The 23921-nt window shown below is 62.4% G+C and carries 24 protein-coding genes; 20 read left to right on the forward strand and 4 right to left on the reverse strand.

The window, feature by feature from the left end; genetic code table 11:
* The first annotated feature begins 8 nt into the window (after positions 1-8).
* The 15 genes from QF118_RS03530 to QF118_RS03600 all read left to right on the forward strand — a co-directional run bounded on the left by QF118_RS03530 (position 9) and on the right by QF118_RS03600 (position 15639).
* Positions 9-1007 (forward strand): flagellin, encoded by a 999-nt coding sequence (locus tag QF118_RS03530; protein ID WP_282301269.1) that lies wholly within the window; start codon positions 9-11, stop codon positions 1005-1007.
* A 47-nt stretch (positions 1008-1054) separates the two neighbouring features.
* Entirely contained in the window at positions 1055-2110 is a 1056-nt protein-coding gene (locus tag QF118_RS03535; RefSeq protein WP_282301270.1) for a flagellar basal body P-ring protein FlgI, read from the forward strand.
* 80 nt (positions 2111-2190) lie between these two features.
* Positions 2191-3060 (forward strand): flagellar motor stator protein MotA, encoded by an 870-nt coding sequence (gene motA / locus QF118_RS03540; RefSeq protein ID WP_282301271.1) that lies wholly within the window; start codon positions 2191-2193, stop codon positions 3058-3060.
* Positions 3057-5309, forward strand: a complete 2253-nt coding sequence (locus QF118_RS03545) for a hypothetical protein (protein ID WP_282301272.1) — start codon at positions 3057-3059, stop codon at positions 5307-5309. The genes motA and QF118_RS03545 overlap by 4 nt, the downstream gene beginning before the upstream one ends.
* Before the next feature lie 178 nt (positions 5310-5487).
* The gene (gene flhA / locus QF118_RS03550) at positions 5488-7593 is read left to right on the forward strand and encodes a flagellar biosynthesis protein FlhA (protein WP_282301273.1); all 2106 of its coding nucleotides are present in this window, start codon (positions 5488-5490) and stop codon (positions 7591-7593) included.
* Positions 7593-8360: a flagellar biosynthetic protein FliR gene (locus QF118_RS03555; protein ID WP_394357082.1), complete on the forward strand. Its 768-nt coding sequence runs from the start codon at positions 7593-7595 to the stop codon at positions 8358-8360. Before flhA ends, QF118_RS03555 begins: the two co-directional genes overlap by 1 nt.
* 4 nt (positions 8361-8364) lie before the next feature.
* A complete protein-coding gene (locus QF118_RS03560; protein ID WP_282301274.1) occupies positions 8365-9453 on the forward strand; it encodes an EscU/YscU/HrcU family type III secretion system export apparatus switch protein in 1089 nt (362 codons plus the stop codon).
* Positions 9453-9881 carry a hypothetical protein gene (locus tag QF118_RS03565; RefSeq protein WP_282301275.1) on the forward strand — a complete coding sequence of 143 codons (429 nt, stop codon included), beginning with the start codon at positions 9453-9455 and terminating at the stop codon, positions 9879-9881. Before QF118_RS03560 ends, QF118_RS03565 begins: the two co-directional genes overlap by 1 nt.
* 54 nt (positions 9882-9935) lie before the next feature.
* Positions 9936-10688 carry a metallophosphoesterase family protein gene (locus QF118_RS03570; RefSeq protein WP_282301276.1) on the forward strand — a complete coding sequence of 251 codons (753 nt, stop codon included), beginning with the start codon at positions 9936-9938 and terminating at the stop codon, positions 10686-10688.
* A 141-nt stretch (positions 10689-10829) separates the two neighbouring features.
* Positions 10830-12038: a 3-oxoadipyl-CoA thiolase gene (pcaF, locus tag QF118_RS03575; RefSeq protein ID WP_282301277.1), complete on the forward strand. Its 1209-nt coding sequence runs from the start codon at positions 10830-10832 to the stop codon at positions 12036-12038.
* Positions 12039-12050: 12 nt separating this feature from the next.
* Positions 12051-13028 carry a 1,2-phenylacetyl-CoA epoxidase subunit PaaA gene (gene paaA / locus QF118_RS03580; protein WP_282301278.1) on the forward strand — a complete coding sequence of 326 codons (978 nt, stop codon included), beginning with the start codon at positions 12051-12053 and terminating at the stop codon, positions 13026-13028.
* An 11-nt stretch (positions 13029-13039) separates the two neighbouring features.
* A complete protein-coding gene (gene paaB / locus QF118_RS03585; protein ID WP_282301279.1) occupies positions 13040-13324 on the forward strand; it encodes a 1,2-phenylacetyl-CoA epoxidase subunit PaaB in 285 nt (94 codons plus the stop codon).
* Entirely contained in the window at positions 13324-14094 is a 771-nt protein-coding gene (gene paaC / locus QF118_RS03590; RefSeq protein ID WP_282301280.1) for a 1,2-phenylacetyl-CoA epoxidase subunit PaaC, read from the forward strand. The genes paaB and paaC overlap by 1 nt, the downstream gene beginning before the upstream one ends.
* A gap of 5 nt (positions 14095-14099) precedes the next feature.
* A complete protein-coding gene (gene paaD / locus QF118_RS03595; RefSeq protein ID WP_282302396.1) occupies positions 14100-14558 on the forward strand; it encodes a 1,2-phenylacetyl-CoA epoxidase subunit PaaD in 459 nt (152 codons plus the stop codon).
* Positions 14559-14568: 10 nt separating this feature from the next.
* Complete coding sequence (locus QF118_RS03600; RefSeq protein WP_282301281.1) at positions 14569-15639, forward strand: 2Fe-2S iron-sulfur cluster-binding protein; 1071 nt, start codon at positions 14569-14571, stop codon at positions 15637-15639.
* A 134-nt stretch (positions 15640-15773) separates the two neighbouring features.
* Here the strand turns inward: QF118_RS03600 and QF118_RS03605 are convergent, their stop codons facing one another.
* From QF118_RS03605 to paaG, 4 genes are read right to left on the reverse strand one after another with little or no spacing between them, the layout of a single operon-like run.
* Positions 15774-16370, reverse strand: coding sequence for a TetR/AcrR family transcriptional regulator (locus QF118_RS03605; RefSeq protein ID WP_282301282.1), 597 nt, complete (start codon positions 16368-16370; stop codon positions 15774-15776).
* Positions 16370-17680 (reverse strand): phenylacetate--CoA ligase PaaK, encoded by a 1311-nt coding sequence (gene paaK, locus QF118_RS03610; RefSeq protein WP_282301283.1) that lies wholly within the window; start codon positions 17678-17680, stop codon positions 16370-16372. The genes QF118_RS03605 and paaK overlap by 1 nt, the downstream gene beginning before the upstream one ends.
* The gene (paaI, locus tag QF118_RS03615; protein ID WP_282301284.1) at positions 17677-18114 is read right to left on the reverse strand and encodes a hydroxyphenylacetyl-CoA thioesterase PaaI; all 438 of its coding nucleotides are present in this window, start codon (positions 18112-18114) and stop codon (positions 17677-17679) included. Before paaI ends, paaK begins: the two co-directional genes overlap by 4 nt.
* The gene (gene paaG / locus QF118_RS03620) at positions 18111-18896 is read right to left on the reverse strand and encodes a 2-(1,2-epoxy-1,2-dihydrophenyl)acetyl-CoA isomerase PaaG (protein WP_282301285.1); all 786 of its coding nucleotides are present in this window, start codon (positions 18894-18896) and stop codon (positions 18111-18113) included. Before paaG ends, paaI begins: the two co-directional genes overlap by 4 nt.
* A 79-nt stretch (positions 18897-18975) precedes the next feature.
* On the opposite strand from paaG, the gene paaZ reads away from it, so the two are divergent.
* The 5 genes from paaZ to QF118_RS03645 are packed head-to-tail and all read left to right on the forward strand — an operon-like array spanning position 18976 to position 23908.
* Positions 18976-20991 (forward strand): phenylacetic acid degradation bifunctional protein PaaZ, encoded by a 2016-nt coding sequence (paaZ, locus tag QF118_RS03625; RefSeq protein WP_282301286.1) that lies wholly within the window; start codon positions 18976-18978, stop codon positions 20989-20991.
* A 31-nt stretch (positions 20992-21022) separates the two neighbouring features.
* A complete protein-coding gene (locus tag QF118_RS03630; protein WP_282301287.1) occupies positions 21023-21817 on the forward strand; it encodes a PaaX family transcriptional regulator C-terminal domain-containing protein in 795 nt (264 codons plus the stop codon).
* A gap of 18 nt (positions 21818-21835) precedes the next feature.
* Positions 21836-22450 (forward strand): DUF4178 domain-containing protein, encoded by a 615-nt coding sequence (locus tag QF118_RS03635; protein WP_282301289.1) that lies wholly within the window; start codon positions 21836-21838, stop codon positions 22448-22450.
* Positions 22447-23742 (forward strand): DUF4178 domain-containing protein, encoded by a 1296-nt coding sequence (locus QF118_RS03640; RefSeq protein WP_282301290.1) that lies wholly within the window; start codon positions 22447-22449, stop codon positions 23740-23742. Before QF118_RS03635 ends, QF118_RS03640 begins: the two co-directional genes overlap by 4 nt.
* A 1-nt stretch (position 23743) precedes the next feature.
* A complete protein-coding gene (locus tag QF118_RS03645; protein ID WP_282301291.1) occupies positions 23744-23908 on the forward strand; it encodes a hypothetical protein in 165 nt (54 codons plus the stop codon).
* Positions 23909-23921: the final 13 nt, after the last annotated feature.

Below are 23921 nucleotides of genomic sequence, written 5' to 3' on the forward strand. Positions count from 1 at the left end.
GAACCAGAATGGATTCTGTAGGAAATTTGGCACGCTCGTTGGTGCTCCGCACCAACCAGGTGCGCTTGCGCGAGGAAATGGACAAGCTGGCCGTCGAGGTTTCGACCGGCCTGACCAAGGACACGGGGAAACACCTGGGCGGCGATCTGACCGGCCTGATGGCGATCGACCGGTCCCTGTCCAAACTGGATGCCTACCGCGTCAATACCACCGAGGCGGCCTATCTGACCTCGACCATGCAGACCACGCTGGACGAGATGCAAACCCGTACGCAGACCCTGTCAGGTACGCTGATCGCGGCCGATCTGACGACCTCGGGTGAACTGCTTTCCACGATGTCCGAGGATGCCAAAAGCGCGATGGGCCAGGTTCTGAATGGCATGAACAGATCGGTGGCCGGGCGGTTCCTGTTTTCGGGAACCGCGACGGATCGCGCCGCTGTTGCCGGGCTCGACGAGATGATGATCGAACTGCGCACCGCCGTGGCCGGGCAGACCGACCTTGCCGGGATCGAAGCGGCGCTGGATGTGTTCTTTGATGCTGGCGGCACGTTTGAAACAACGATTTACCAGGGGTCTGCCACTGGTCTGGCCCCCATGCGGCTAAGCGAGAATGAAACCGCCAGCGTCGATATTCGCGCCACCGATCCGGTGTTCCGCGAATTGCTCAAGCCGCTGGCCATGGCGGCGCTTGCCGCCGATGGGACGCTTGGGTTGGACTCGACCGTGCAAAGCGAACTGCTGGCGACCGCCGGTCGCGATCTGCTGGGCGCTCAGAAACCTCTTGTCGAACTGCGTGCGGGGCTTGGATCGCTCGAGGCGCGGATCGAGGAAACCCAGACACGAAACTCGGCTGAACGCACCGCAACCAGCCTGGCCAAGCTGGATCTGGTGGGCACCGATCAATATGAAACCGCCGCCCGCTATGAAACCATCCGTAGCCAACTGGAAAGCCTTTACACCATCACGGCACGCTCGCAGCGGCTTTCGCTGGCGGAGTATCTCTGATGGGGAAAATTATAGCCGCATTTTGCGCGTTTTTCCTTTGGTTCGGCATGGCGCAGGCCCAGTCGGTGCGGATCAAGGACCTGGTCGAAGTCGATGGCGTGCGGTCCAACGATCTGGTCGGCTATGGCCTGGTGGTTGGCCTGAACGGCACAGGGGACGGGCTGCGGAATTCGCCCTTTACCGAGGAGATCATGACCAACATCCTCGAACGGTTGGGCGTGAACGTCACCGGCGAACAGTTTCGCCCACGCAACGTGGCGGCGGTGATCGTCACGGGGCGGTTGCCGGCGTTTTCGCGGGTAGGCAACCAGATCGACGTCACGGTTTCGGCGATTGGCGATGCCAAAAGCCTGCTGGGCGGAACCTTGATCATGACGCCCTTGAATGCGGCGGACGGTGACATTTATGCGGTCGCTCAGGGAACGGTGATCGCTGGCGGGGTCGAGGCCGAAGGCGATGCCGCCCGGGTGGTACAAGGGGTGCCAACCGCCGGGGTGATCCCGTCAGGCGCACGGGTCGAACGGGAAGTTTCCTTTGATTTCACGCAACTGTCCAATCTGCGGCTGGCCCTGCGCGAACCGGATTTCACGACCGCCGCCAGGATCGAGGAGGTCATCAACAGGGCAATCGGACGCCGCGCCGCAACAATGCTGGACGCCGGGACCATCACCGTCGATCTGCAAAGAACCGGCGCCGGGTCGCCGGCGCGCGCCGTCGTCGCGATCGAAAACCTGGCGGTCGAGCCGGAACGTCGCGCGCGGGTGGTCGTCGATCAACGCTCGGGCACGATTGTGATGGGGTCGGATGTCCGGATTTCACGCGTGGCGGTTTCGCAGGGCAACCTGACCCTGCGCATCGAAGAAGCGCCGCTTGCCGTGCAGCCCAACCCCTTTGCCGAAGGTCAGACAGTGGTCGTACCGCGCAGCGCCGCCGGAATCATCGAAGAGCCGGGTATCGGTCTTGCCGAAGTGCCTGCGGGCACCTCCTTGTCCGAGGTGATAGCGGGATTGAACGCCCTGGGCGTCAGTCCGCGCGACATGATCGACATCCTCAAAAGCATCAAGGCGGCAGGTGCCCTGCACGCAGAGTTCGTCGTGATGTAGCGATTTTCTCGTCAGCCGGTGAGAGGTTCTTAACGGCTGACTGTCATCGTTGACGAGAGTTTAGGATTGGGAGTCCGGGAATGCTGGGAATCATCGGTATCGCCGTTATGTTCATCATGGTTTTTGGTGGATACCTTCTGGCGGGCGGAAAACTTGGGATCATTTTGAAAGCGCTGCCTTTCGAATTCATGATGATCGGGGGGGCCGCCGCCGGCGCCTTTCTGATCAGCAATGACGGGGGCGCGGTCAAGCACACCTTGAAGGATGTCGGCAAGGTCTTCAAAGGGGCCAAGTGGAAACCGGATGACTACCGGGATCTGCTTTGCCTGCTGTTCGAGTTGATCCGCCTGGCGCGCAGCAGCCCGGTGGCCATCGAAGAGCACATCGAAACGCCCGCCGAATCCACGATTTTCCAGAAATACCCCAAGATCCTGGCAGACAAATACGCGCTGGAACTGATCTGCGATACCATGCGGTCGGTTTCGATGAACTATGACGATCCGCATCAGGTCGAAGAGGTCCTGGACAAGCGTATCGAAGGCATGGCGCATCATGCGCTGCATTCAAGTCACGCGCTTCAGTCGATGGCCGACGCCCTGCCCGCGCTTGGGATCGTGGCCGCCGTTCTGGGCGTCATCAAGACCATGGCCTCGATCGACCAGCCGCCCGAAGTTCTTGGCAAGCTGATCGGTGGCGCCCTGGTCGGTACATTTCTTGGGGTGTTCTTGGCCTACGGTCTGGCCGCGCCCTTCGCGTCCAAGGTCAAGGCCGTGGTCGAAGAGGACATGCATTTCTACCAACTGATCCGCGAGGTTCTGGTCGCAAACCTGCACAACCACGCCACCAACATCTGTATCGAGGTGGGTCGTCAGAATGCTCCCTCGCATTTCCGGCCCAGCTTCATCGAGCTGGAAGAAGCCTTGAAATCGGTCAAGCAGGAGGCAGCATGAGGCTTATCCCGCTCTTTTTCTTCGCGCTTTTCTGGCCCATGTCGGCCTATGCCCAACAAATCATCGTGCGCGGAGGCGAGCACGATGATTTCACGCGCCTGGTCTTTGATGTACCGGCCGGAATCCAGTGGACGCTGGAAGAGATCGAGGGAGCCAACGGCAAACGGTTTGTTTTGCAGCGCGAAGGATTAAAATTTGATACAACTCGCGCCTTCCAGAAGATCGGGAATGCGCGGATTGCGGCGCTGGATCCAGTTGCCGGGCGATCTGCGATAGACATCCGGTTGAACTGCAATTGCACTGCCGAAAGCTTTACGTTGCGCGGCAGGATGGTCGTGTTCGATTTTCGCGACGGGGCTGATGTCGATGCGCTTGCCCAGGCGGCCGAACCCGCGCCTTCGGCAACGCCATCCGCACAGGACACCACGCTTGCCCAAGATCTTTCGACCGTCAGGATCGACGGTGTACCAGGGATTGGCCCGAACAAGCGGCCCGACCCCTTGATGCCCAGCGTGTCCGTTTTGCGCCCGCTCGAACCCCAGGGCAGGACGGCAAATGCCGCACCCGCAACCACCAACCCCTATGCCGTGGGCGATTCGATCGCGGCGGATCTGGCAAGGGCGGCGACCCAGGGGCTTTTGGAACCTGCGCTGCGGGCTGTCCCGGATCCCGCACATGTCACACTGCATTCAGATACGCCCCCGGCGGATACGAGCGCTGGCCAGGGCCCGTTGAACGATCTTGCCGCGCAGTTGGCAGAGCTCGACCCGGATTCGTCAAGGAAAGGCGTCATTTCGATTGGCGGCGTTCAATGCGCCTCGGACAAGAAGTTGCGGATCGGCGATTGGGCGCAGGCTGACAGCGTTCTCGAGGTCCTTGCCCGCGACAGAAGCGCCTTGTTCGGCGAGTTCGACAAGGTCAACAAACAGGCTTTGCTCAATTATTCCCGTGCCTTGCTGCACTTTGGTTTTGGCGCCGAGGCGCGCGCCGTCCTGGGGACTGACCCCGAAGGGCCGGACCCGATGTTGCTGGCGATCAGCTATATCGTCGATGCCGAAAACGACCCGACCGGGTGGTTCGCCAGCCAGGCGAACTGCGATACCTACGCCGCGTTTTGGGCCGCGATGAGCGGCGGTGTTCGCCCCGAGGACACCCGCTATAGCTCAGAGGCGATCCTTCGCGGGTTGGAGGCCTTGCCTGCTCACTTGCGCGATCATTTGGGTCCGCTTTTGGCGGAACGGCTGTCGAAAGCGGGCAAATCCGACATCGCGCGCGACGTGTTGCGGCGGCTGGAGCGGCTTCACGGCGGGCCGACGGCCAGCTTGGCACTGAGCGCCGCGCAGCTTGAACTGCGTGAAGGCAATGTCGCCAAGGCCGATGCGACCTTGAAATCCATCGAGGCCTTGCCCGAAGCCGACGCCCCCGAAGCGATCACGACGGCGGTCGATATCGCGCGGGCAAAGGATATTCCCGTCTCGGCCGAAGTTGCAGAGCTGACCGAAGCCTTTGCTGCAGAACTGAAAAACAGCGAACAGGGTCCCGGCCTATGGCAGGCACACATCAGATCGCGCCTCCTGAACAAGGAATTTGCCCGCAGTTTTCAGGGGCTGCAAGACGCCGAAGGCATTCCGGCAGACATGCTTCGCGATACGACCATCGAGGTGTTCAAGGCGATCGCCGAACAATCCGATGACCTTGAATTCCTGAAATACGCGATGGGTGGCATGCTGGAGTCGGGCGATCTGGGCGATCCCGGACTGGATCTGGCGATCATTCAGCGCCTTCTTGCGCTGGGAATGCCCGACGAGGCGCTGACCCGCCTTGACGAGACGCCGGACATACCGGGGGCACGTGATTTCCGACTGGCTCGGGCCCAAGCCTTGCTGGCCTTGTCGCGCCCGGAGGAGGCTGAAATCGTCCTGGTCGGCTTGCGCGGCGAAAACATTGCCGCCCTGCGGGCCGAAGCGCGCCGTCAGATGGGTGACCACGACTATGCACGCACGCTTTATGAAGAAATGGGCGAAACCGAAGAGGCCCTGAACGCAGCCTGGCTATCGGGTGATTGGGACAGGGTCGCCGAGGAAGGCGAAACCCCCTTGGCGCAGGCGGCCCGATTGACCAGTCAGGACAATCCCGTTCCCGAGGCGCCCAGCCTTGGCTATGCCGAAACCCTGACAGGCCAAAGTGCGGAAACCCGGCAGACTTTGCGCGCACTGCTTGACGCGACGCAGATTGGTGCGGGTGGCTAACGGAAACTTACCAAAAATAAAGGTCTGACCCCTAGCAATGTTTGAACGCCAGAAAGCGTCGATCCAGTGATCCAAAGGGCCAAGAAATGGCAGTCGCGGAAAAACCAATAGTAATATCAACCGGGCAAGGGCGATTTGACGCCGCACCTGCGATCATCGGCGCCTTGCAGGCAAGCAGATGCGCAATTTCAAGGTGGCGGCCATGAACATGAGCGTCTCGGCCTTTTTCAAGCCGACGATCCTGCTGGCCTTGGCGCTGATGGCGATCATCGTCATGATGATTCTGCCCATGCCTTCGTGGGTGCTGGACGTGGGGCTTGCGGCCTCGTTCGGGTTGGCGATCCTGATCTTTACGGTGACGCTGTTCATCGAGCGGCCCCTCGATTTTTCGGCCTTTCCCACGATCCTTCTGACGTCCCTTATGCTGCGCCTGTCGTTGAACGTCAGCTCAACCAAATTGATCATCGGGAATGGCCACAGCGGCACCCATGCCGCTGGCGAGGTGATCGAAGGTTTTGCCAATTTCGTGATGGGCGGCAGTGTTTTCCTTGGTCTCGTGGTCTTTGGCGTTCTGATGATCGTCAACTTTACGGTCATCACCAAGGGCGCCGCGCGCATGGCCGAGGTGTCGGCGCGGTTCGCGCTGGACGCCATGCCGGGCAAGCAGTTGGCGATTGACGCTGACATGGCGGCCGGCGCCATCGACCACGCCGAAGCCAAGGCCCGCCGCGAGCGCGAACAGCAGGAAACCACCTTTTTCGGGTCTCTGGACGGTGCGTCAAAATTCGTGAAGGGGGATGCGGTTGCCGGTCTTTTGATCACCGCGCTCAATTTCATCATGGGCATCTCGATGGGTGTCTTCGTGCATGACATGGGCTTTGCCAGTGCAGTGGAAACCTATGCGATCCTGACGGTTGGCGATGGGCTTGTGACCCAGATCCCGGCTGTCATCATCTCGATCGCGGCTGGCCTGCTTTTGGCGCGGGGCGGCGCGACAGGGGCCACCGACCTTGCGATTCTCAGCCAGCTTGGCCGTCATCCTTCTGCGCTGGCCACGGTTGGCGTGCTTATGGGGCTTTTCGCGCTGGTGCCGGGGCTGCCGTTCCTGCCTTTCATCTTGGGGGCGATCATTCTTTGCGGCGCGGCCTGGTGGATATCCAATCGCCCCGAAGTCGAAGAAGAAAAGGAAGAAGAGCAGACCGAAGCAGAGGCACCCAGATCGCGCCCCATGGGGGATGTTCTGGACCTTGACGACATCCACGTCGAATTCGCCCCGGACCTTGTGAACATGGTGCTGGATCCGGGGACGGGGCTGGACGTGCGGATTGCCAACATGCGCACGCATGTCGCTTCGCATTACGGGTTGATCCTGCCGGAAATCCGACTGACGGATGCTCCGGAATTGACGACGGGCACCTATGTCGTGCGGATTCACGGCGTCGAAATGGCGCGCGGCGAGCTAAACGGCGACCTTGTGCTTGCCCTGATGCCCGAGGATCGCGGCGCGCTGCCAGCGGGGCACGATGTGACCGAACCAGTCTACGGTGCGCCCGCCCGTTGGATTCGGCCCGAAGATCAGGAACGCGCGGCGATCACCGGTGCCACGATCGTCACCCCGACCGAGGTTCTGGCGACCCATCTGCTCGAGGTGATTCGCCGCAACTTTGGCCGGTTGCTGACGTTGAAATCGCTGCGCCGGCTGCTGGACGAAATGGTGTCGCTGACCAATCCCACGCGCGCCGAGGCGAATCGCAAGCTGATTGATGAACTGATCCCCGACAAGGTGCAGATCGACACGCTGCATCACGTTCTGCGGCTGTTGCTGGATGAACAGGTGTCGGTGCGCAACCTGCCGCTGATCCTCGAGGCCATTGCTGAAATGCGCGGTCAGCAGACCCAACCCGAGTCGATCTGCGAACATGTCCGGCAGCGGCTGGGCTTTCAGCTGGTCGCCAATCTGCGCCGCAAGGATGGCACCATCCCGCTGATCCAACTTGCCCCCGAATGGGAGGAAACCTTTCTTTCCTACCAGATCGAAGGCGGGCATGGCGCGTTGGACGTGGCCTTGCCGCCGGACCGTTTCGAGGCCCTGACCGAGGGGCTGGCAGAACAGATCGGCGCGGCCGGCAACCGCGGTGTCGTTCCGGCCATCGTCACGTCGTCCCGGCGGCGGCGGTTCTTGCGGACCGTCATGGCGGCCAAGGGAATGACCAACCCGGTGATGTCCTTCGAGGAAATTGGGCTTGAGGCGCGCCCGGCCCTGATCGGCGTGGTTGCCGCGTGATCGCGGGGCTCGAAGATGCGCTGGCGCTGAGCACATCGGCGCTTTGGGGCGGCTTGATGGTGTTTTTTCGGGTTGGCGCGGCGATGGCGGTGCTGCCCGCGCTGGGCGAACAGATGCTGTCGTCGCGGGTGAAACTGGTGCTGGCGCTTGTCCTGACCTCGGTCGTGGCGCCCGCAGTCCTGCCGAACATGGATCTGCCCACCATGGGAATGGGTGGCTTTGTCAGCGCGCTGGTCACGGAAAGCCTCTCGGGGCTTTTCATGGGCATCATGCTGCGGCTGTTCATTCTTGCGATCCAGATGGCCGGATCGATCGCGGCGCAGGCCACGTCGCTGGCGCAGATCTTTGGCGGCCAGGGGTTGGACCCTTTGCCAGCGGTGGGGCACATCCTTACGATTTCCGCGCTGGCGCTGCTGATGGCGACGGGGTTCCACGTCAAGGCAGCGGCCTACCTGGTGCTGTCCTACGATATCCTGCCGCCTTTTGCCTTTCCCGATCCTTCGGCTGTCGCGGATGCGGGGCGTGCCCAGGTTGGCAAAAGCGTGGCGCTTGGGTTCAGCCTGGCCGCGCCCTTCGTGATCCTGTCGGTGCTGTACAATCTGACGCTGGGCGTCATCAACAAAGCGATGCCGCAGCTGATGGTGGCCTTTGTCGGCGCGCCGGTGATCACGTTGGGGTCGATCGGCATGTTGCTTTTGTGCGCCCCGATCATTCTGAGCGTCTGGCTGGAAGCCCTCGAAGGGTTCCTGGCGAACCCGTTCCGGTAGCGCCATGTCGGACCAGGACGACAGCGCAGAAAAGAGCCACGAACCATCCCCGCGCAAGCTGGAAGAGGCCCGAAAGAAAGGCGAAATTCCCCGTGCCCCGGACCTGTCCACGGCGATGTCCTACCTTGGACTATTGCTTTGCGGGCTATTGCTGGGCGGGTCGATCCTGCGCGAATTCGCCAATGCCCTGCTGCCGCTGATCGAACAGCCCGATCGCCTGCATTCGCTGTTCTTCAAGGATGGCGCGCAAAGTATTGCCGGAAACCTGCTGTCCGCGACCCTGGTGCCGACCCTTCCGATCCTGACGATCCCGGGGATCATGGTGCTGCTGACGCTTCTGGCGTCGCGCGGCATTCTGTTCACCCCGTCGAAACTGGTGCCCAAGGGCCAGCGCCTCGACCCGATTTCAAACGCCAAGAACAAGTTCGGCCGGCGCGGGTTGTTCGAGTTCTTCAAGAGTTTCGTCAAGCTGACGGTCTATTCGATCTGCCTGGCGCTGTTTCTAAGTGGCAAGATGGAGCAGATCATCGGCAGCATCTATGCCTCGGCGCCCGAAAGCGTCGTCATGATGACCGAGCTGATGATGCAATTCCTGATCCTGGTGGTCCTGATTGCAATGACGATCGGGGGCTTGGATTTCTTCTGGCAGCGGGCCGAGCATATGCGCAAGAACCGCATGACCCTGAAAGAGCTGCGCGACGAGTTCAAGGAATCCGAAGGTGATCCGCATTTCAAACAGGCGCGCAGGGGCCGGGCGCAGGAAATCGCGCTGGCGCAGATGATGGGCGTGGTGCCCGACGCCGATGTGGTGATCGTCAACCCGACGCATTACGCCGTCGCCCTCAAGTGGAGCCGGATGCCGGGCGCCGCGCCGGAATGCGTAGCCAAGGGTGTGGACCAAATCGCGCTGCGCATCCGTGAAATCGCCGAGGAAAACAAGGTGCCGATCCACTCGGACCCGCCGACGGCAAGGGCGCTATATGCCACGACCGAGATCGGCGACGAGATTTCGGCCGAACATTACAAGCCGGTGGCCGCAGCGATCCGCTTTGCGGAAAAGATGCGCGCCAAGGCCCGCACAAGGGGATGGTGATGACACAAAACTATCAAGATCTCATTCAGGTCAGCGATCTGTTGCAGGAAAGGGCGCTGAACAAGCACCGTCAGAACCTGACCGAAAGCCGCCGCCTGAAACAGGAGCTGGCCCAGATCGACAACTATCGGCAGGCCGTCCAGGCGGACACGGCTTCGCTGGGGGCGCGGCGTTTGTCGGGGGCGGATACCTTGTGGCAAACATGGCTTGTGCGCAAGCGGGCCAGCATCCTTCAGGAAATGGCGATGGCCCGCGCGAAAGAGGCCGACAGCCTGGCCCGTGCCAAGACGGCCCAGGCCCGGTTTGACGCCGCCCGGGATCTTCAGGCCGAAGAGCAGCGCAAATCGCGTGAAAAACGCCTGCTTGCGCAGACCGAAACGCTCGAGGCGCTTGGCCGGTTGCGCGGAGGATTTGGCGAGGATTGGTAAGGCTGACGTCAAAGTCCCCTTGGCGATCGGGGTGAAAACGCCTAATTCCAAGCCATGCGATTGTTCGGTTCCAAACCCGCCCCCAAGCCCGTGTTCGACGCCCCCTTGGCGCCGGATCACCCGTTCTATGCGGTCGGGGATATTCATGGATGTGACGGCCTTCTGGCCAAGCTGTTCGACAGGTTTGCCGCCGATGCGCATCCGTCGGCGCGCCTGATCTGTGTCGGTGACTATGTCGACCGGGGCGAGGAAAGTGCCCAAGTTCTGAAACGGCTGCATGCAATGCAGACGGAGTCGGGTGGGATGATGGTGTGCCTGATGGGCAACCACGAACGTATGTTGTTGAATTTCCTGGACGATCCGGCCGGGCAGGGGGTTCGATGGATGCGCAATGGCGGATTGCAGACCTTGGCCAGTTACCGGCTTCCGGGTGCACCGGAAACGGCGTCGCCCGAGGTCTGGCAGGATCTGGGCGCTCGGTTGCGCGACAGCATCGGTGAAGAAATCATCACCTGGCTCAGGGCGCTGCCGTTGCATTGGCAAACCGGCAACGTTGCGGTGACCCACGCCGGCGCCGATCCCAACCTGCCGATAGCGCGGCAGGGGGAAAAGGCGCTGATATGGGGGCGGTCCGGGTTTTTCGAAGACATCCGCAAGGATGGCGTCTGGGTTGCCTATGGCCATGTCATCACCCGCGAGGCCAAGGCCGACAATGGGCGTATTCCTTTGGATACGGGGGCTTATGCGACGGGCAAGCTGACCGCGGCCCTGATCGAGCCGGGCAAGCTGACCTATATGAGCGCTTGAGGCGACAGGCAAAGCCCCACATTTGCGTTACGAAAATCCGAAGACGCCTGCGTCTTCGTAACGTTTTTCTTGCTCCGAATCGGTTTTCGGCATAAACCGACCCCGCGGTCGGCGAATGCCGGCAGGAGGAGACGCGCAACCATGACCACAGATGCCTTCATCTGCGATGCCACCCGTACGCCGATTGGCCGCTACGGCGGCGCCCTTTCATCCATTCGCGCCGACGATCTGGCCGCGCTTCCGATTGCCGCGCTCAAGGCGCGCAATCCACAGGTCGACTGGGCCGCTTTGGACGATGTGATCTATGGCAGCGCCAATCAGGCGGGCGAGGATAACCGCAATGTCGCGCGGATGGCGGCGCTGCTGGCCGGCCTGCCGGTCGAGGTTCCGGGAACCACGATCAACCGCCTGTGCGCCAGTGGTATGGACGCGGTTGGCATGGCCTCGCGCGGGATCAAGGCCGGGGATTACGACATGGTGATCGCGGGCGGCGTTGAATCGATGTCGCGCGCGCCCTTTGTGATGCCCAAGGCGACCAGCGCCTTTACCCGGGCGAACGCGGTCTATGACACCACCATCGGCTGGCGTTTCGTGAACCCGAAGATGGAGCAGATGTACGGCACGGATTCGATGCCCCAGACCGCGGACAACGTGGCCGCGGATTATGGCATCGGCCGCGAAGATCAGGACGCCTTTGCCGCGCGGTCGCAGGCGCGCTGGGCGGCGGCGCATGAGGCGGGGATTTTCGGGGACGAGATCACGCCGGTCACCGTGCCGGTCCGCAAGGGCGATCCGGTGATCGTGGACACCGATGAACATCCGCGCCCCGGCACCGATGCGGCGCAACTGGCGCGGTTGAAGGGGGTCAACGGCCCGGAATTGTCAGTGACCGCAGGCAATGCCAGCGGCGTGAACGACGGCGCGGCGGCGATCCTGTTGGCGAGTGAAGCAGCGGCAAAAGCCAATGGATTGATCCCGATGGCGCGAATCGTCGGCATGGCCAGCGCGGGCGTCGCGCCGCGCGTCATGGGTATTGGCCCGGTGCCTGCCACGCGCAAGGTCCTGGCGCGCACGGGACTCACCATTGCGCAGATGGATGTGATAGAATTGAACGAGGCCTTTGCCGCTCAGGGTCTTGCCACCTTGCGCGAACTGGGTGTCGCGGATGACGCTGCGCATGTGAACCCCAACGGCGGGGCTATCGCGCTGGGCCATCCGCTGGGCATGTCGGGTGCGCGGCTGGTTCTGACGGCGGCCTATCAACTGCAACGCACCGGCGGGCGCTATGCCCTGTGCACCATGTGTGTCGGTGTCGGACAGGGCGCGGCCCTGATCCTTGAACGGGTATAAGGAGACGATCCAATGTATGCTCAGATGGTGAAATCCGAGGCTACGAATGACGATCCGGCACTGCTGGCTGCCTTTCAGGCGCGCATCGACGCCGGTGAAAAGATCGAGCCGAAGGACTGGATGCCCCAAGGCTATCGCAAGACGCTGATCCGGCAGATCGGCCAGCACGCCCATTCCGAGATTGTCGGCCAATTGCCCGAGGGCAACTGGATCACCCGCGCCCCGACGCTGGAGCGCAAGGCGATCCTGCTGGCCAAGGTGCAGGACGAGGCGGGGCACGGATTGTACCTTTATTGCGCCGCTGAAACGCTGGGCGTGTCGCGCGACGAGCTGACGGAAATGTTGTTGGACGGGCGGATGAAATATTCGTCGATCTTCAACTATCCGACGCTGACCTGGGCCGATATCGGCGCGGTTGGCTGGCTGGTCGATGGCGCTGCGATCATGAACCAGGTGCCTTTGCAGCGCACGTCATTTGGACCGTATTCCCGCGCGATGATCCGCATCTGCAAAGAGGAATCGTTCCACCAGCGTCAAGGCTACGACATCATGATGAAGATGGCGCAGGGCACCGAGGCGCAAAAACGCATGGCGCAGGATGCGCTGAACCGTTTTTGGTATCCGTCGCTGATGATGTTCGGCCCCTCTGATGCCGAAAGCGTGCATTCGGCGCAAAGCATGGCCTGGAAGATCAAGATCGACAGCAACGATGGGCTGCGTCAGAAGTTTGTCGATCAGACCGTTCCGCAGGCGAAGTACCTTGGCCTGACCATCCCGGACGACAACCTGACATGGAACGAGGACAAGCAGGGCTGGGATTTCTCGGAACCCGATTGGACGGAATTCTTCAACGTTCTCAAGGGTAATGGCCCTTGCAATCATGAACGCATGGAAGCCCGCAACAAGGCCTGGGACGATGGCGCATGGGTGCGCGACGGTCTGCTGGCCCACGCGGAAAAGAAACGCGCCGCACGCGTTGCGGCCGAGTAAGGGTAAGCGAAATGTCCAAGGAATGGCCCCTCTGGGAAATCTTCATCCGTGGTCAGCACGGGATGAGCCACCGGCATGTCGGCTCGCTTCATGCGCCTGACGCCGAAACCGCGATCCGCAATGCGCGCGACGTCTATACCCGCCGCAACGAAGGCGTTTCGATCTGGGTGGTCGAGGCCGCGCAGATCACCGCCAGCAGCCCGTCGGACAAGGGGCCGCTGTACGAGCCGTCGGAAAGCAAGGTCTATCGCCACCCGACCTTCTTCGACATTCCTGACGAAGTGGGCCACATGTGATGGCCGAGGTGATTGATAAAACGGCGCTTTTCGAATTCCTGTGCCGGATGGGGGACAATACCCTGATCCTTGGGCATCGGGTGTCGGAATGGTGCGGCCATGCGCCGGTGCTTGAAGAAGACATCGCGCTGGCCAATACCGCGCTGGACCTGATCGGGCAGACTCAGCTGTGGCTGGGCTATGCCGCGCAGGTCGAGGGCAAGGGGCGTTCCGCAGACGATCTGGCCTTTCTGCGCGATGCTTGGGATTTCCGGAACGTGCTGATGGTCGAATTGCCGAATGGTGATTTCGGCCAGACCCTGATGCGGCAGTTCCTGTTCGATGCTTGGCAGGTCATCATGCTGCGGCATCTGCAGGGGTCCTCGGATCAGCAAGTGGCTGACATTGCGGAAAAAGCCAGCAAGGAAGTGACCTATCACCTTGAACGGTCCGCCGGGACTGTGATCGGGCTGGGCGACGGGACCAAAGAAAGCCATGCGCGGATGCAGGCGGCGCTGGAACGGCTTTGGCCCTATGTGGGCGAGATGTTCGACAGCGATGCCACCGACGCGGCGATGGTTCAGGCCGGCGTTGCCCCTGATCCGGGTGCCTTGTGGGCCGAGTATGATGCGCTGGTCGGCGCCAAGCTGAGCGAGGCGACGCTGACCATCCCCGAGGGCGATTTCCACCACAAGGGCGGGCGCGACGGGCGGATGCATACGGAGCATCTGGGGCATATCCTGTGCACCATGCAATGGCTGCAACGGGCCTATCCCGGGGCCAAGTGGTAAGCGCCATGGGGGCTTCGGTCGAACAGATTTGGGAATGGCTGGACGCGGTGCCAGACCCGGAAATCCCGGTGATTTCGCTGGTTGACCTGGGGATCATCCGGGACGTGGCATGGCAGGGCGATACCCTGCAAGTCACTGTGACGCCGACATATTCCGGGTGCCCGGCGACCAGCATCATCAATCTGGACATCGAAACGGCCCTGCGTGCGCATGGTATCGACAAGATCGCCCTGAAACGCCAGCTTTCGCCGGCCTGGACCACCGATTGGCTGACTGAAAAAGGCCGCGCCAAGCTGGAGGAATACGGCATCGCGCCGCCGCAACCTGCGGGCGGTCCGCAGCGGTGCCCGCGATGTCAGGGTGAGAACCTTGAACGGCTTAGCCAGTTCGGATCGACCCCGTGCAAGGCGCAATGGCGGTGCAAGGACTGCCTTGAACCCTTTGACTATTTCAAATGCATCTGACGAGGTGACCATGGCCCGCTTTCACGCCCTTGAAGTGACTGATATTCATAAGACAATCCGCGATGCGGTGGTCGTGACCCTGCGCCCGACCGAACCCGAGGCGTTCAGCTTTACCCAGGGCCAGTACCTGACCTTTCGCAAGGCGTTCGACGGGGAAGAGCTGCGCCGGTCCTATTCAATCTGCGCTGGGCTGGATGACGGCGTGTTGCAGGTGGGGATCAAGCGGGTCGAGGGCGGGGCCTTTTCGACCTATGCCAACGAGGACCTGAAGGTCGGCGATACGCTGGAAGCGATGCCGCCCATGGGCAATTTCTTTGCCGCGGTCGAGCCGGAAAAAGCCAAGCATTATCTAGGGTTTGCAGGCGGCTCCGGGATCACGCCGGTGCTGTCGATCATCAAGACGGTTCTGGCGCGCGAACCGGGCAGCGCCTTTACGCTGGTCTACGCCAACAAGGCGGTGACGACGATCATGTTCCGCGAGGAACTGGAAGACCTCAAGAACCGCTACATGGGCCGGTTCAACGTGATCCACGTGCTGGAAAGCGACGCGCAAGAGATTGATCTGTTCACCGGATTGGTGACCGAAGAGAAATGCGCGCAGCTGTTCCGGTCGGGCTGGGTGGATATCGCATCGGTCGATCTGGCGTTCATCTGTGGGCCCGAACCGATGATGCTGGGGATTGCCAAAGCATTGAAAGATCATGGTCTTTCTGACGATCAGATCAAGTATGAACTGTTCGCCAGCGGCCAGCCGGGGCGGGCCAAACGGCAGGTGGTGTCCAAGGATGGGGTGGTTGCGGGGCACGCGACGACGGCCAAAATCACGCTGGACGGGTCGACGCGGACGATCACGATGGACAAGGATACCTCGGTTCTGGATGCGGCTTTGCAGAACAATCTGGACGCGCCTTATGCCTGCAAGGCGGGGGTTTGTTCGACCTGTCGCTGCCGGGTAATCGAGGGCGAGGTCGAGATGCTGGCGAACAACGCGCTTGAGGATTACGAGGTCGAAAAGGGCTATGTGCTGTCGTGCCAATCCTATCCGCTGACCGATACGGTGGTTGTCGACTACGATCAGTAGGCCGTGGTTAATTCCGGCGCTGTGCAGGATCGGATTTTTGCCGGCAATCGCGGTTAGTCCGGCGTGCGGAGGGGTAACGGGCCGGTATGCGGTTTGCCGGGCTGAAGCCCGGCCTACATCCCGCCCTTCAAGGGTTACATGCCGGTCAGGCCGTTCAAAGTCAGATCGCAGACCAGCCCGGCGTATTCCTCGCGGGCGGTTTTGTCGGCCTCGGCGTTCCACATGTAGTACCAGTTCAACATGCCAAAGACCGACATGGTCACGGCGCGCAGCTTGGCGCGGTCGTCGCGCAGGCCGGGCGGCGCGCAATCGGCGATGACGTCGCCGACAAAGCGCACGAGATCACGCTGATAACCGCGCAGCAGGTGCTGTTGATCCTCGGGCAAGGCGCCCAGCCCGTTGACCTGAACCTGATGTTCGTGGTCCTGGCCCTGATAGGCCATGAGCACCTCGCCTATGACGCGGCGCAGGCGTTGCTGTGCGGTCAAGCCGTCCAGTTTCAGCCCGCAAATCCGCTGTCGAAGCCCGGTCAGGTAGGTGTCGAGGATGTCGAACAGGATCGCATCCTTGCTTTCGTAGTAGTGGTAGATGTTGGCCTTGGAGATCCCGCATTCGCGCGCCAAAAGCGCCATCGAGGCGCGGTCAAACCCCTCGGTCGCGAACACCTTGGCGGCGGATTTCAGGATCTGGCCGCGCTTTTCTTCGTGATCCTTGGCGATGGTGCGGGCCATCAATCTTTGCCCCGGTTGTCGATGACGCGGCGGGCCTTGCCCTGTGAACGTTCCACCGCGCCGGGATCGCCGACAATGATTTCGGTGGATACGCCGACCACATCCTTGATCCGTTTCGACAACATCCGCGCCGCGGCATTGCGCGAGGCATCGTCGGCGGCGGTGATCTCGGCCTCGACAAAGATGCGCATGGCGTCCATTCGGCCGGATTTGTACAGCTCGATCTGGTAATGCGCGGCGATGCCGCCGGTGGCCATGACCTGTTCTTCGATCTGGGACGGGAAGACGTTGACGCCGCGCAGGATCATCATGTCGTCGCTGCGCCCGGTGATCTTTTCCATGCGGCGCATGCTGCGGGCGGTGCCGGGCAAAAGGCGGGTCAGATCGCGGGTGCGATAGCGGACCATGGGCAGGCCTTCCTTGGTCAGGGTGGTAAAGACCAACTCGCCCATTTCGCCATCCGGCAGCACTTCGCCGGTCTGCGGGTCGATGATTTCGGGATAGAAATGGTCCTCCCAGATCACCGGACCGTCCTTGGTTTCGACGCATTCATTGGCGACGCCGGGCCCCATGATTTCGGACAGGCCGTAGATGTCGACGGCGTGCATGTCAAAGGCTTGCTCCATCTCGGCGCGCATGGCGTCGGTCCAGGGTTCGGCGCCGAAGATGCCGACCTGAAGCGAGGATTCGCGCGGGTCGAGGCCGGCCTTGTGAAAGCCTTCCAGGATGTTGAGCAGGTAGGAGGGTGTGACCATGATGGTCGTCGGTTTGAAATCGTTGATCAGCGTGACCTGCCGTTCGGTCATGCCGCCCGAGACTGGGACAACGGTGCAGCCCAGCCGTTCGGCGCCGTAATGCGCGCCCAGTCCGCCGGTGAAAAGGCCATAGCCATAGGCGATGTGCACGATGTCGCCGGGCCGGGTGCCGCTTGCGCGCATCGAACGGGCGACCAGATCGGCCCAGTTGTCGATGTCGTTTTTCGTATAGCCGACCACGGTGGGTTTGCCGGTGGTGCCGGACGAGGCGTGGACGCGGGTGATCTGGTTTTGCGGCACGGCGAACATGCCAAAGGGATAGTTGTCGCGCAGGTCGGTTTTATAGGTGAAAGGAAATTTCGCGAGATCCGCCAGCGTGTGCAGATCCTCCGGGTGCACGCCCGCCGCGTCAAAGCGCTGGCGGTACATCGGCACGTTGTCATAGGCGTGTTTCAGCGACCATTTCAGGCGGTCCAGTTGCAGGGCGGCGATTTCATCGCGCGAGGCGATTTCGATCGGGTCAAGGCTGGCGCGGTCGGGGGTGAGGTCTTTCATATGGTGTCCTCTTCGGCGAAGAGCTGGCCCTTGATAGAGCGGGAAAAGCCGCGGAATTCGGCGATTTTTGTGCCGTCTTGCCGGGTTACGGTGATGTCATAGATGCCGCTGCGGCCCTGTAGACTGACTTCGGTCGCGGTGGCGGTCAGGGTGTCGCCCTTTTGCCCCGGTGCGAGATAGCTGATCAGGTTGTGCTGGGCGACGGTGTTTTGGTTGCGCGAATTGCATGCAAAGGCAAAGGCACTGTCGGCCAGGGTAAAGGTGAACCCGCCGTGACAGATGCCGTGGCCGTTGCAGTGGTGGTCCTGCACGGTCATTTCCAGCGTGGCGGTGCCTTCGTCGACATGGGTAAGGCGCAGGCCAAGCCATTGGCTGGCCTTGTCGTTGGCCCACATCGCGGCGGCGGATCTTTCGGCGCGTTCCTTGGGGGTCATTGGCCTGTGAACCTCGGCTCTCGTTTTTGCAAAAAGGCGCTGACACCCTCGGCGTAGTCGCTGCTTTGACCGCATCGTTTCATGAAGTCGGCCTCGAGTTCCAGGTGGTCGTGCAGGGTGTCGGTGGCGCTGGCCTGGATTGCCTGTTTGGTCAGCGCATAGCCAAGGGTCGGTCCTGCCGCGAATTTTTCGGCCATGGCGCGGGCCTGGGGCATCAGGTCGTCGTCTGGCAGAGCCTTCCAGATCAGGCCCCAGTCTTCGGCCTTTTGGGCGGGCAGGGGCTCGGCGGTCAGGGCAAGACCCTTGGCGCGCGCTTCGCCCAGCAGGCGGGGTAGGTGCCATGATCCGCCAGTGTCGGGGATCAAGCCGACCTTGGAGAAGGATTGGATGAACTTGGCCGATTGCGCGGCAAGCACCACGTCACAGGCGAGGCTCAGATTCGCGCCCGCGCCTGCGGCGACGCCGTTGACGGCGCAGATCACGGGGAAATCCAGGCTGCGGATCAGGTTGACCAAGGGCGCGTAAAAGGTGCGGACGGTTTTCGACAGGTCGGGGGGGCCATCCATCTTTGACGGATCGCGGTCGCCCAGATCCTGCCCCGCGCAGAACCCGCGCCCGGCGCCGGTCAGCAGGACACAGCGTTTGCCGGTGTCGCGGGCGCTTTCCAGCGCGGCGCGCAGGGCAAGGTGCATTTCGTCGTTGAAACTGTTCAGGCGGTCCGGCCGGTTCAGGGTGATTTCCACCCAAGCCCCGTGATCCGCGACCAATATGGTCTCGCTCATCTGCATGTCCTCCCTTTCCTTGACCTTGCATAAACCGAACGGTTGGTCAATAAATAACAAAGCCAGAGGGAGGCCCGCCATGACCGTTCAGAATGTGCAAAGTTTCGTTGCGGGGCGCTGGATCGCGCCGGGGGATGACGCGCGGCAGATCGCCAGTGCCATCGACGGGCAGGTGATCGCGCAAGCCGGCGGCGCTGCGCTGGATATGCAAGAGGTTCTCGACTTCGCCCGCAGCACCGGCGGGCCAGCCCTGCGCAAGCTGACGTTTCATGACCGGGCGCGGATGCTCAAGGCGCTGGCGCTGGAGCTGAACAAGCACAAGGACGCGCTGTACGAGATCAGTTATCTGACCGGGGCGACGCGCAGCGACCATGCCTTTGATATCGACGGCGGCATCGGGACGATGTTTGTCTTTGCGTCGAAAGGGCGGCGGGAAATGCCCGATGGGCAGGTCTATCTGGACGGCAGCCCCGAGCAACTGGGCAAGACGGGCGCCTTTCTGGGGCAACACATCTGCACGCCGCTTTTGGGCGCGGCCGTGCATATCAACGCCTACAATTTTCCGCTGTGGGGGATGCTGGAAAAGCTGGCGCCGACGCTGTTGGCGGGGGTGCCTGCCATCGTGAAACCGGCGACCGACACCTGCTATGTCACTGAACTGGCGGTCAAGATCATGCTGGACAGCGGGATTTTGCCCGCAGGGGCGCTGCAATTCATTGCGGGCGGCGTGGGCGATCTGCTGGACCGGCTGGACTGTCAGGATGCGGTCAGCTTCACCGGCTCGGCCGCGACGGCGCTGAAACTGCGCAGCAACCCCCGGCTGCTGGGCAATGCCGTGCGCTTTGTGGCGGAACAGGACAGCCTGAACGCCAGCATTCTGGGGCCGGACGCCGAGCCGGGAACACCGGAATTTGATCTGTTCGTCAAGGAAGTGCACCGCGAGATGACCACCAAGGCGGGGCAGAAATGCACCGCGATCCGGCGCATTCTGGTGCCCGAAGACCGCATCGAGGCCGTGTCGGACGCGCTGGCCCAGCGATTGGCGAAAACCGTGGTTGGCGATCCGAGGGACGAGGCGACGCGCATGGGCGCGCTGGTGTCCAAGGGTCAAAAGGCCGACGTACTGGCGCGGGTGGCCGAGCTGGGAGCCGAGGTTCAGCGCCTGTGCGGCAACCCCGATGATTTCGCGGACAGCGCCGGGGCGTTCTTGCCGCCGATGCTGTTGCTGTGCGCCGATCCCGACGGCGCCCAGCGCGTGCACGATACCGAGGCATTTGGCCCGGTCAGCACGCTATTGCCCTATCGCGATCTGGATCACGCCATCGCGCTGGCCAATCGCGGCGGCGGGTCGCTTGTCACCTCGGTCATCACGCATGATGCGGGTGTCGCGCGCGACGTGGTGCTGGGGGCGGCGGCCTATCACGGGCGGATCTACATCAATGACCGCACCTCGATGAAGGAAAGCACGGGCCATGGCGCGCCGATGCCGCACATGATCCACGGCGGGCCGGGGCGCGCCGGGGGCGGCGAAGAACTGGGCGGCGTGCGCGGGGTGAAACATTACATGCAGCGCACGGCGGTGCAGGGGTCGCCCGACATGCTGACGGCCATCGGGGGCACCTGGGTGCCGGGGGCCACGCAAAAGGACGGCGGGGCGCATCCCTTTACCCGGCGCTTTGGCGTGCTGGAGATCGGGGAAACCATCGTGACCGCGCCGCGCACCGTCACGCTGGAGGATATCGCCCATTTCGCCGAGTTCACCGGCGATACGTTCTATGCCCACATGGATGACGCAGCGGCCAAGCGGAACCCGTTTTTCCCGGGGCGCGTGGCGCATGGCTATCTGCTGTTGTCCTTTGCGGCGGGTCTGTTCGTGGAACCCAACGAAGGGCCGGTTCTGGCCAATACCGGGCTGGACAACCTGCGCTTTATGAAGCCGGTCAGCGCCGGGTCGGCGATCCACGTGCGCCTGACGGTCAAGGCCAAGACGCCGCGCAACGCCGACTATGGCGAGGTGCGCTGGCATGTGACGCTGCTGGATCAGGACGGCGACAAGGTTGCGGAATACGAGCTGTTGACCATGAACGCGGCTTGAGGCGGGGCGCGGCGGGGTCTAGGCTGGGGGAATGACCGCTCAAGCCTATGACATGGCGACTGAAATCGCCGCCTTTGCGTCCTGCGGGCCGCTGCGCACCTGGTCGGTGATCGCGACGATCATGGGCGACCTTCTGCGCGCGCCCGAGGATGCGATCAGCGGGCGGGCTCTGGCCGGATTGGCCGGGCCTATGGCGATTTCAGAACAGGCGTTGCGGGTGGCGGTGCACCGGCTGAAGAAAGACGGCTGGATCGAAAGCCGCCGCGAGGGGCGGGAATCGTTGCACCTGTTGTCGGCGCGCGGCCGGGCCGAAACCGAGGCAGTGCGCGCACTGGTCTACGACGCCGTCGGCCCACGCCCCGAAGCTGTGACGCTGGTTGTGGCGCCGCCTGATCTGACGCCGCCCTTGATGACGGTCTTGCCGCCCTCGGCGATGCAATTGTCGACGCGCTGCGCCCTGGTCGCGGGGGAAAAGACGTTGGACCGGCGGCTGTTGGCGGCGCCGCTGCACGAAGGCACCTTGCCGAAATGGGTGGCGCTGGCGCTGGCGGGCAAACCCCTGCGCAGCGAGTTTGCGGTGCTGACGCGGCTGACCCGGCAGGCGTTGGAGCAGTTGCCTGAGGATCCGGATAAACGGCTGCTGCTGCGGCTGATCATTTTGCACCACTGGCGTCGTCTGGTGTTGCGGCAATCGCCGCTGGCCGATGCCCTGCTGCCCGCCGACTGGGAGGGCGCGCAGGCCCGTGCGGCGGTGATCGAGGCGTTGGAACGCCTGCCCCGCATCGCGCCAGATGCGCTGAATTTGGCGTTGCAATCCAAAGGGTAATTGGCGCATTTTGCCCGCATGTCCGATTTCAATTGTCCCAATTGTGGTGACGCGGTTCCGGCGCAGATTTCCTATGTGACGATGGTCACTTGCCCGTCCTGCAGCACAACGCTTTATCTTGATGGTGCGGGTCTGCACGCGGCTGGCCAATCGGGCGAAATGCATGACGGGCCCAAGCTGTTCGATCTAGGCGATACGGTCGGGCTTGGCGATGCGACGGTGCAGATCCTGGGACATGCGCGGTTTTCCTATGGCCGCGGCTGGTGGGATGAATTCTGGGGCCTCGACGAAAGCCAGCGCAGTGTCTGGGTGTCGGTCGACGAAGGCGACATCGTCCTGCAATACCCGGTGAAGGCCGAATTCTGGCCGCCGGTTGCGCCCGCCGCGCCGCTGGGATCGACCTTTCAACACCGCGACGAAACTTGGCGCGTGATCGAACGCGACAAGGCGGAATGCATTGCCCTGAAGGGATCGTTCGGAGAACAGCTGGCCGTTGGCGAGCGCTATAGCTTTGTCAATGCGCAGTCAGACAGCGGTGCGCTGATGTCCGGCGAATTCTGGGAGGGCGGGCGCAGCTGGTTCCTGGGCTTCTGGTTTGATCCCTTCGATGTGCGCATCGAGGTGCATCCATGACCCGCACCGCCAGCCTTCAGGCGATCAATTGCACGGCCTGCGGGGCGGGGCTGGACCTGCTGGGCGGTGGCCGGGTCACCACCCACATCTGCCCCTATTGCGCCACCGAACTGGATGCCCGCGACGATTACCGCGCGCTGCGCAAATTCTCGGACATGCCGCGGCCGGACACGCCCTTTTCGCTTGGCCAGACGGGCAAGATCATGGGCGTCGACTGGACGATCATCGGCACGCTTGGCCACCGCGAGGATTGGGGCGGCAAGTCGTGGACCTGGGTCGAACATCAGCTGTATTCGCCAACCCATGGCTATGCCTGGCTGACGGTCGAGGATGGCCACCTGACCTATGCGCGGCGGGTGCGCGGTGCGCCACAGGCGCTGTGGATCAGCGAACGCTGGGTCGAAACCGCCGAGAACGTCCCGCACGTCAGCCACCGCGGCGAGACCTTCAAATACCTGCAAACGACCAAAAGCCGCCTGACCTTTGCCGAGGGCGAATTCACCTGGGCGCCCAACGTCGGAGAGGCGACGACGACGATTTCGGCCATGTCCCCAGGCGCCATGCTGGATTTTTCCGAAACCGGGTCCGAGCGGGAAATCTATCGGTCGACCTATCTGCCGCACGGCGCGACGATGAAGGCCTTTGGACTGGCGCCCAAGGATCTGGTGCCGCGGGGCGTACATGCGTTGCAACCCTACAAGGCGGGCGAAAACACCGATTTCCTGGCCTTTGCCAGCACGGTGGCCGCCGCCGCCTGCCTGGTGATCGCGATCACCTTTTCGGCACTGCCGGGGTTCCAGATCCTGGCGCCGACCACGCTGAGCACCGCATCGCTGCCGCAGGAGGTCAGTTTTGACATCACCGACGACAGCAAGCTGGCCGGCATCCGCCTGAACAGCAACGTGTCGAACGCCTGGTCCTATTACGAGATGGAGCTGACCGACCCCGAGGATGCGCCGGTGTTCGAGGCCGGGCGCACGGTGGAATACTACTATGGGCGCGAGGACGGCGAAAACTGGAGCGAGGGCAGCCGCACCACCGCGCTTTATTTCCGGCCGCCCGGAACCGGCACCTATACGCTGAGCATCGACCAGCCGGAAACCGGCACCTGGGGCACCACCAACATCCGCCCGGCGACGGATGTCACGGTTTCGGCGCGGCAGGGGATGTCGTCGGGGTTCTGGATGTACGTGTTGTTCGCGGGCTTTGCAGCCATCGCGGTTTTGACCTATGGCCGTAGGCACTATCACCGGATGCGCCGTTGGAAACACAGCGATTGGGACGACGACTGAGATGACTATTTTCCGCGTGGCCTTCATTGTCCTTTCCACCGCTGCGATCGGTGGCACTTCTTATGTGTCCTATTACGGGGCAGGCGGCGAAAGCACGGATCTGGACCAATCGGTGCGGGTCGCGTCGGGCGGGCGCGTCGGCGGTGTGGTCGGCAGGGTAAAATAACAGGGGGATCGAA

The sequence above is a fragment of the Tropicibacter oceani genome (genome assembly GCF_029958925.1).
Classification (GTDB): Bacteria; Pseudomonadota; Alphaproteobacteria; order Rhodobacterales; family Rhodobacteraceae; genus Pacificoceanicola; species Pacificoceanicola oceani.

Bases quoted from the DNA above. Each gene is read 5' to 3' on its own strand.
- QF118_RS03530 (WP_282301269.1), top strand. From the start codon at position 9: ATGGATTCTGTAGGAAATTTGGCACGCTCGTTGGTGCTCCGCACCAAC.
- QF118_RS03535 (WP_282301270.1), top strand. From the start codon at position 1,055: ATGGCGCAGGCCCAGTCGGTGCGGATCAAGGACCTGGTCGAAGTCGAT.
- motA (WP_282301271.1), top strand. From the start codon at position 2,191: ATGCTGGGAATCATCGGTATCGCCGTTATGTTCATCATGGTTTTTGGT.
- QF118_RS03545 (WP_282301272.1), top strand. From the start codon at position 3,057: ATGAGGCTTATCCCGCTCTTTTTCTTCGCGCTTTTCTGGCCCATGTCG.
- flhA (WP_282301273.1), top strand. From the start codon at position 5,488: ATGCGCAATTTCAAGGTGGCGGCCATGAACATGAGCGTCTCGGCCTTT.
- QF118_RS03560 (WP_282301274.1), top strand. From the start codon at position 8,365: ATGTCGGACCAGGACGACAGCGCAGAAAAGAGCCACGAACCATCCCCG.
- QF118_RS03565 (WP_282301275.1), top strand. From the start codon at position 9,453: ATGACACAAAACTATCAAGATCTCATTCAGGTCAGCGATCTGTTGCAG.
- QF118_RS03570 (WP_282301276.1), top strand. From the start codon at position 9,936: ATGCGATTGTTCGGTTCCAAACCCGCCCCCAAGCCCGTGTTCGACGCC.
- pcaF (WP_282301277.1), top strand. From the start codon at position 10,830: ATGACCACAGATGCCTTCATCTGCGATGCCACCCGTACGCCGATTGGC.
- paaA (WP_282301278.1), top strand. From the start codon at position 12,051: ATGTATGCTCAGATGGTGAAATCCGAGGCTACGAATGACGATCCGGCA.
- paaB (WP_282301279.1), top strand. From the start codon at position 13,040: ATGTCCAAGGAATGGCCCCTCTGGGAAATCTTCATCCGTGGTCAGCAC.
- paaC (WP_282301280.1), top strand. From the start codon at position 13,324: ATGGCCGAGGTGATTGATAAAACGGCGCTTTTCGAATTCCTGTGCCGG.
- paaD (WP_282302396.1), top strand. From the start codon at position 14,100: ATGGGGGCTTCGGTCGAACAGATTTGGGAATGGCTGGACGCGGTGCCA.
- QF118_RS03600 (WP_282301281.1), top strand. From the start codon at position 14,569: ATGGCCCGCTTTCACGCCCTTGAAGTGACTGATATTCATAAGACAATC.
- QF118_RS03605 (WP_282301282.1), bottom strand. From the start codon at position 16,370: ATGGCCCGCACCATCGCCAAGGATCACGAAGAAAAGCGCGGCCAGATC.
- paaK (WP_282301283.1), bottom strand. From the start codon at position 17,680: ATGAAAGACCTCACCCCCGACCGCGCCAGCCTTGACCCGATCGAAATC.
- paaI (WP_282301284.1), bottom strand. From the start codon at position 18,114: ATGACCCCCAAGGAACGCGCCGAAAGATCCGCCGCCGCGATGTGGGCC.
- paaG (WP_282301285.1), bottom strand. From the start codon at position 18,896: ATGAGCGAGACCATATTGGTCGCGGATCACGGGGCTTGGGTGGAAATC.
- paaZ (WP_282301286.1), top strand. From the start codon at position 18,976: ATGACCGTTCAGAATGTGCAAAGTTTCGTTGCGGGGCGCTGGATCGCG.
- QF118_RS03630 (WP_282301287.1), top strand. From the start codon at position 21,023: ATGACCGCTCAAGCCTATGACATGGCGACTGAAATCGCCGCCTTTGCG.
- QF118_RS03635 (WP_282301289.1), top strand. From the start codon at position 21,836: ATGTCCGATTTCAATTGTCCCAATTGTGGTGACGCGGTTCCGGCGCAG.
- QF118_RS03640 (WP_282301290.1), top strand. From the start codon at position 22,447: ATGACCCGCACCGCCAGCCTTCAGGCGATCAATTGCACGGCCTGCGGG.
- QF118_RS03645 (WP_282301291.1), top strand. From the start codon at position 23,744: ATGACTATTTTCCGCGTGGCCTTCATTGTCCTTTCCACCGCTGCGATC.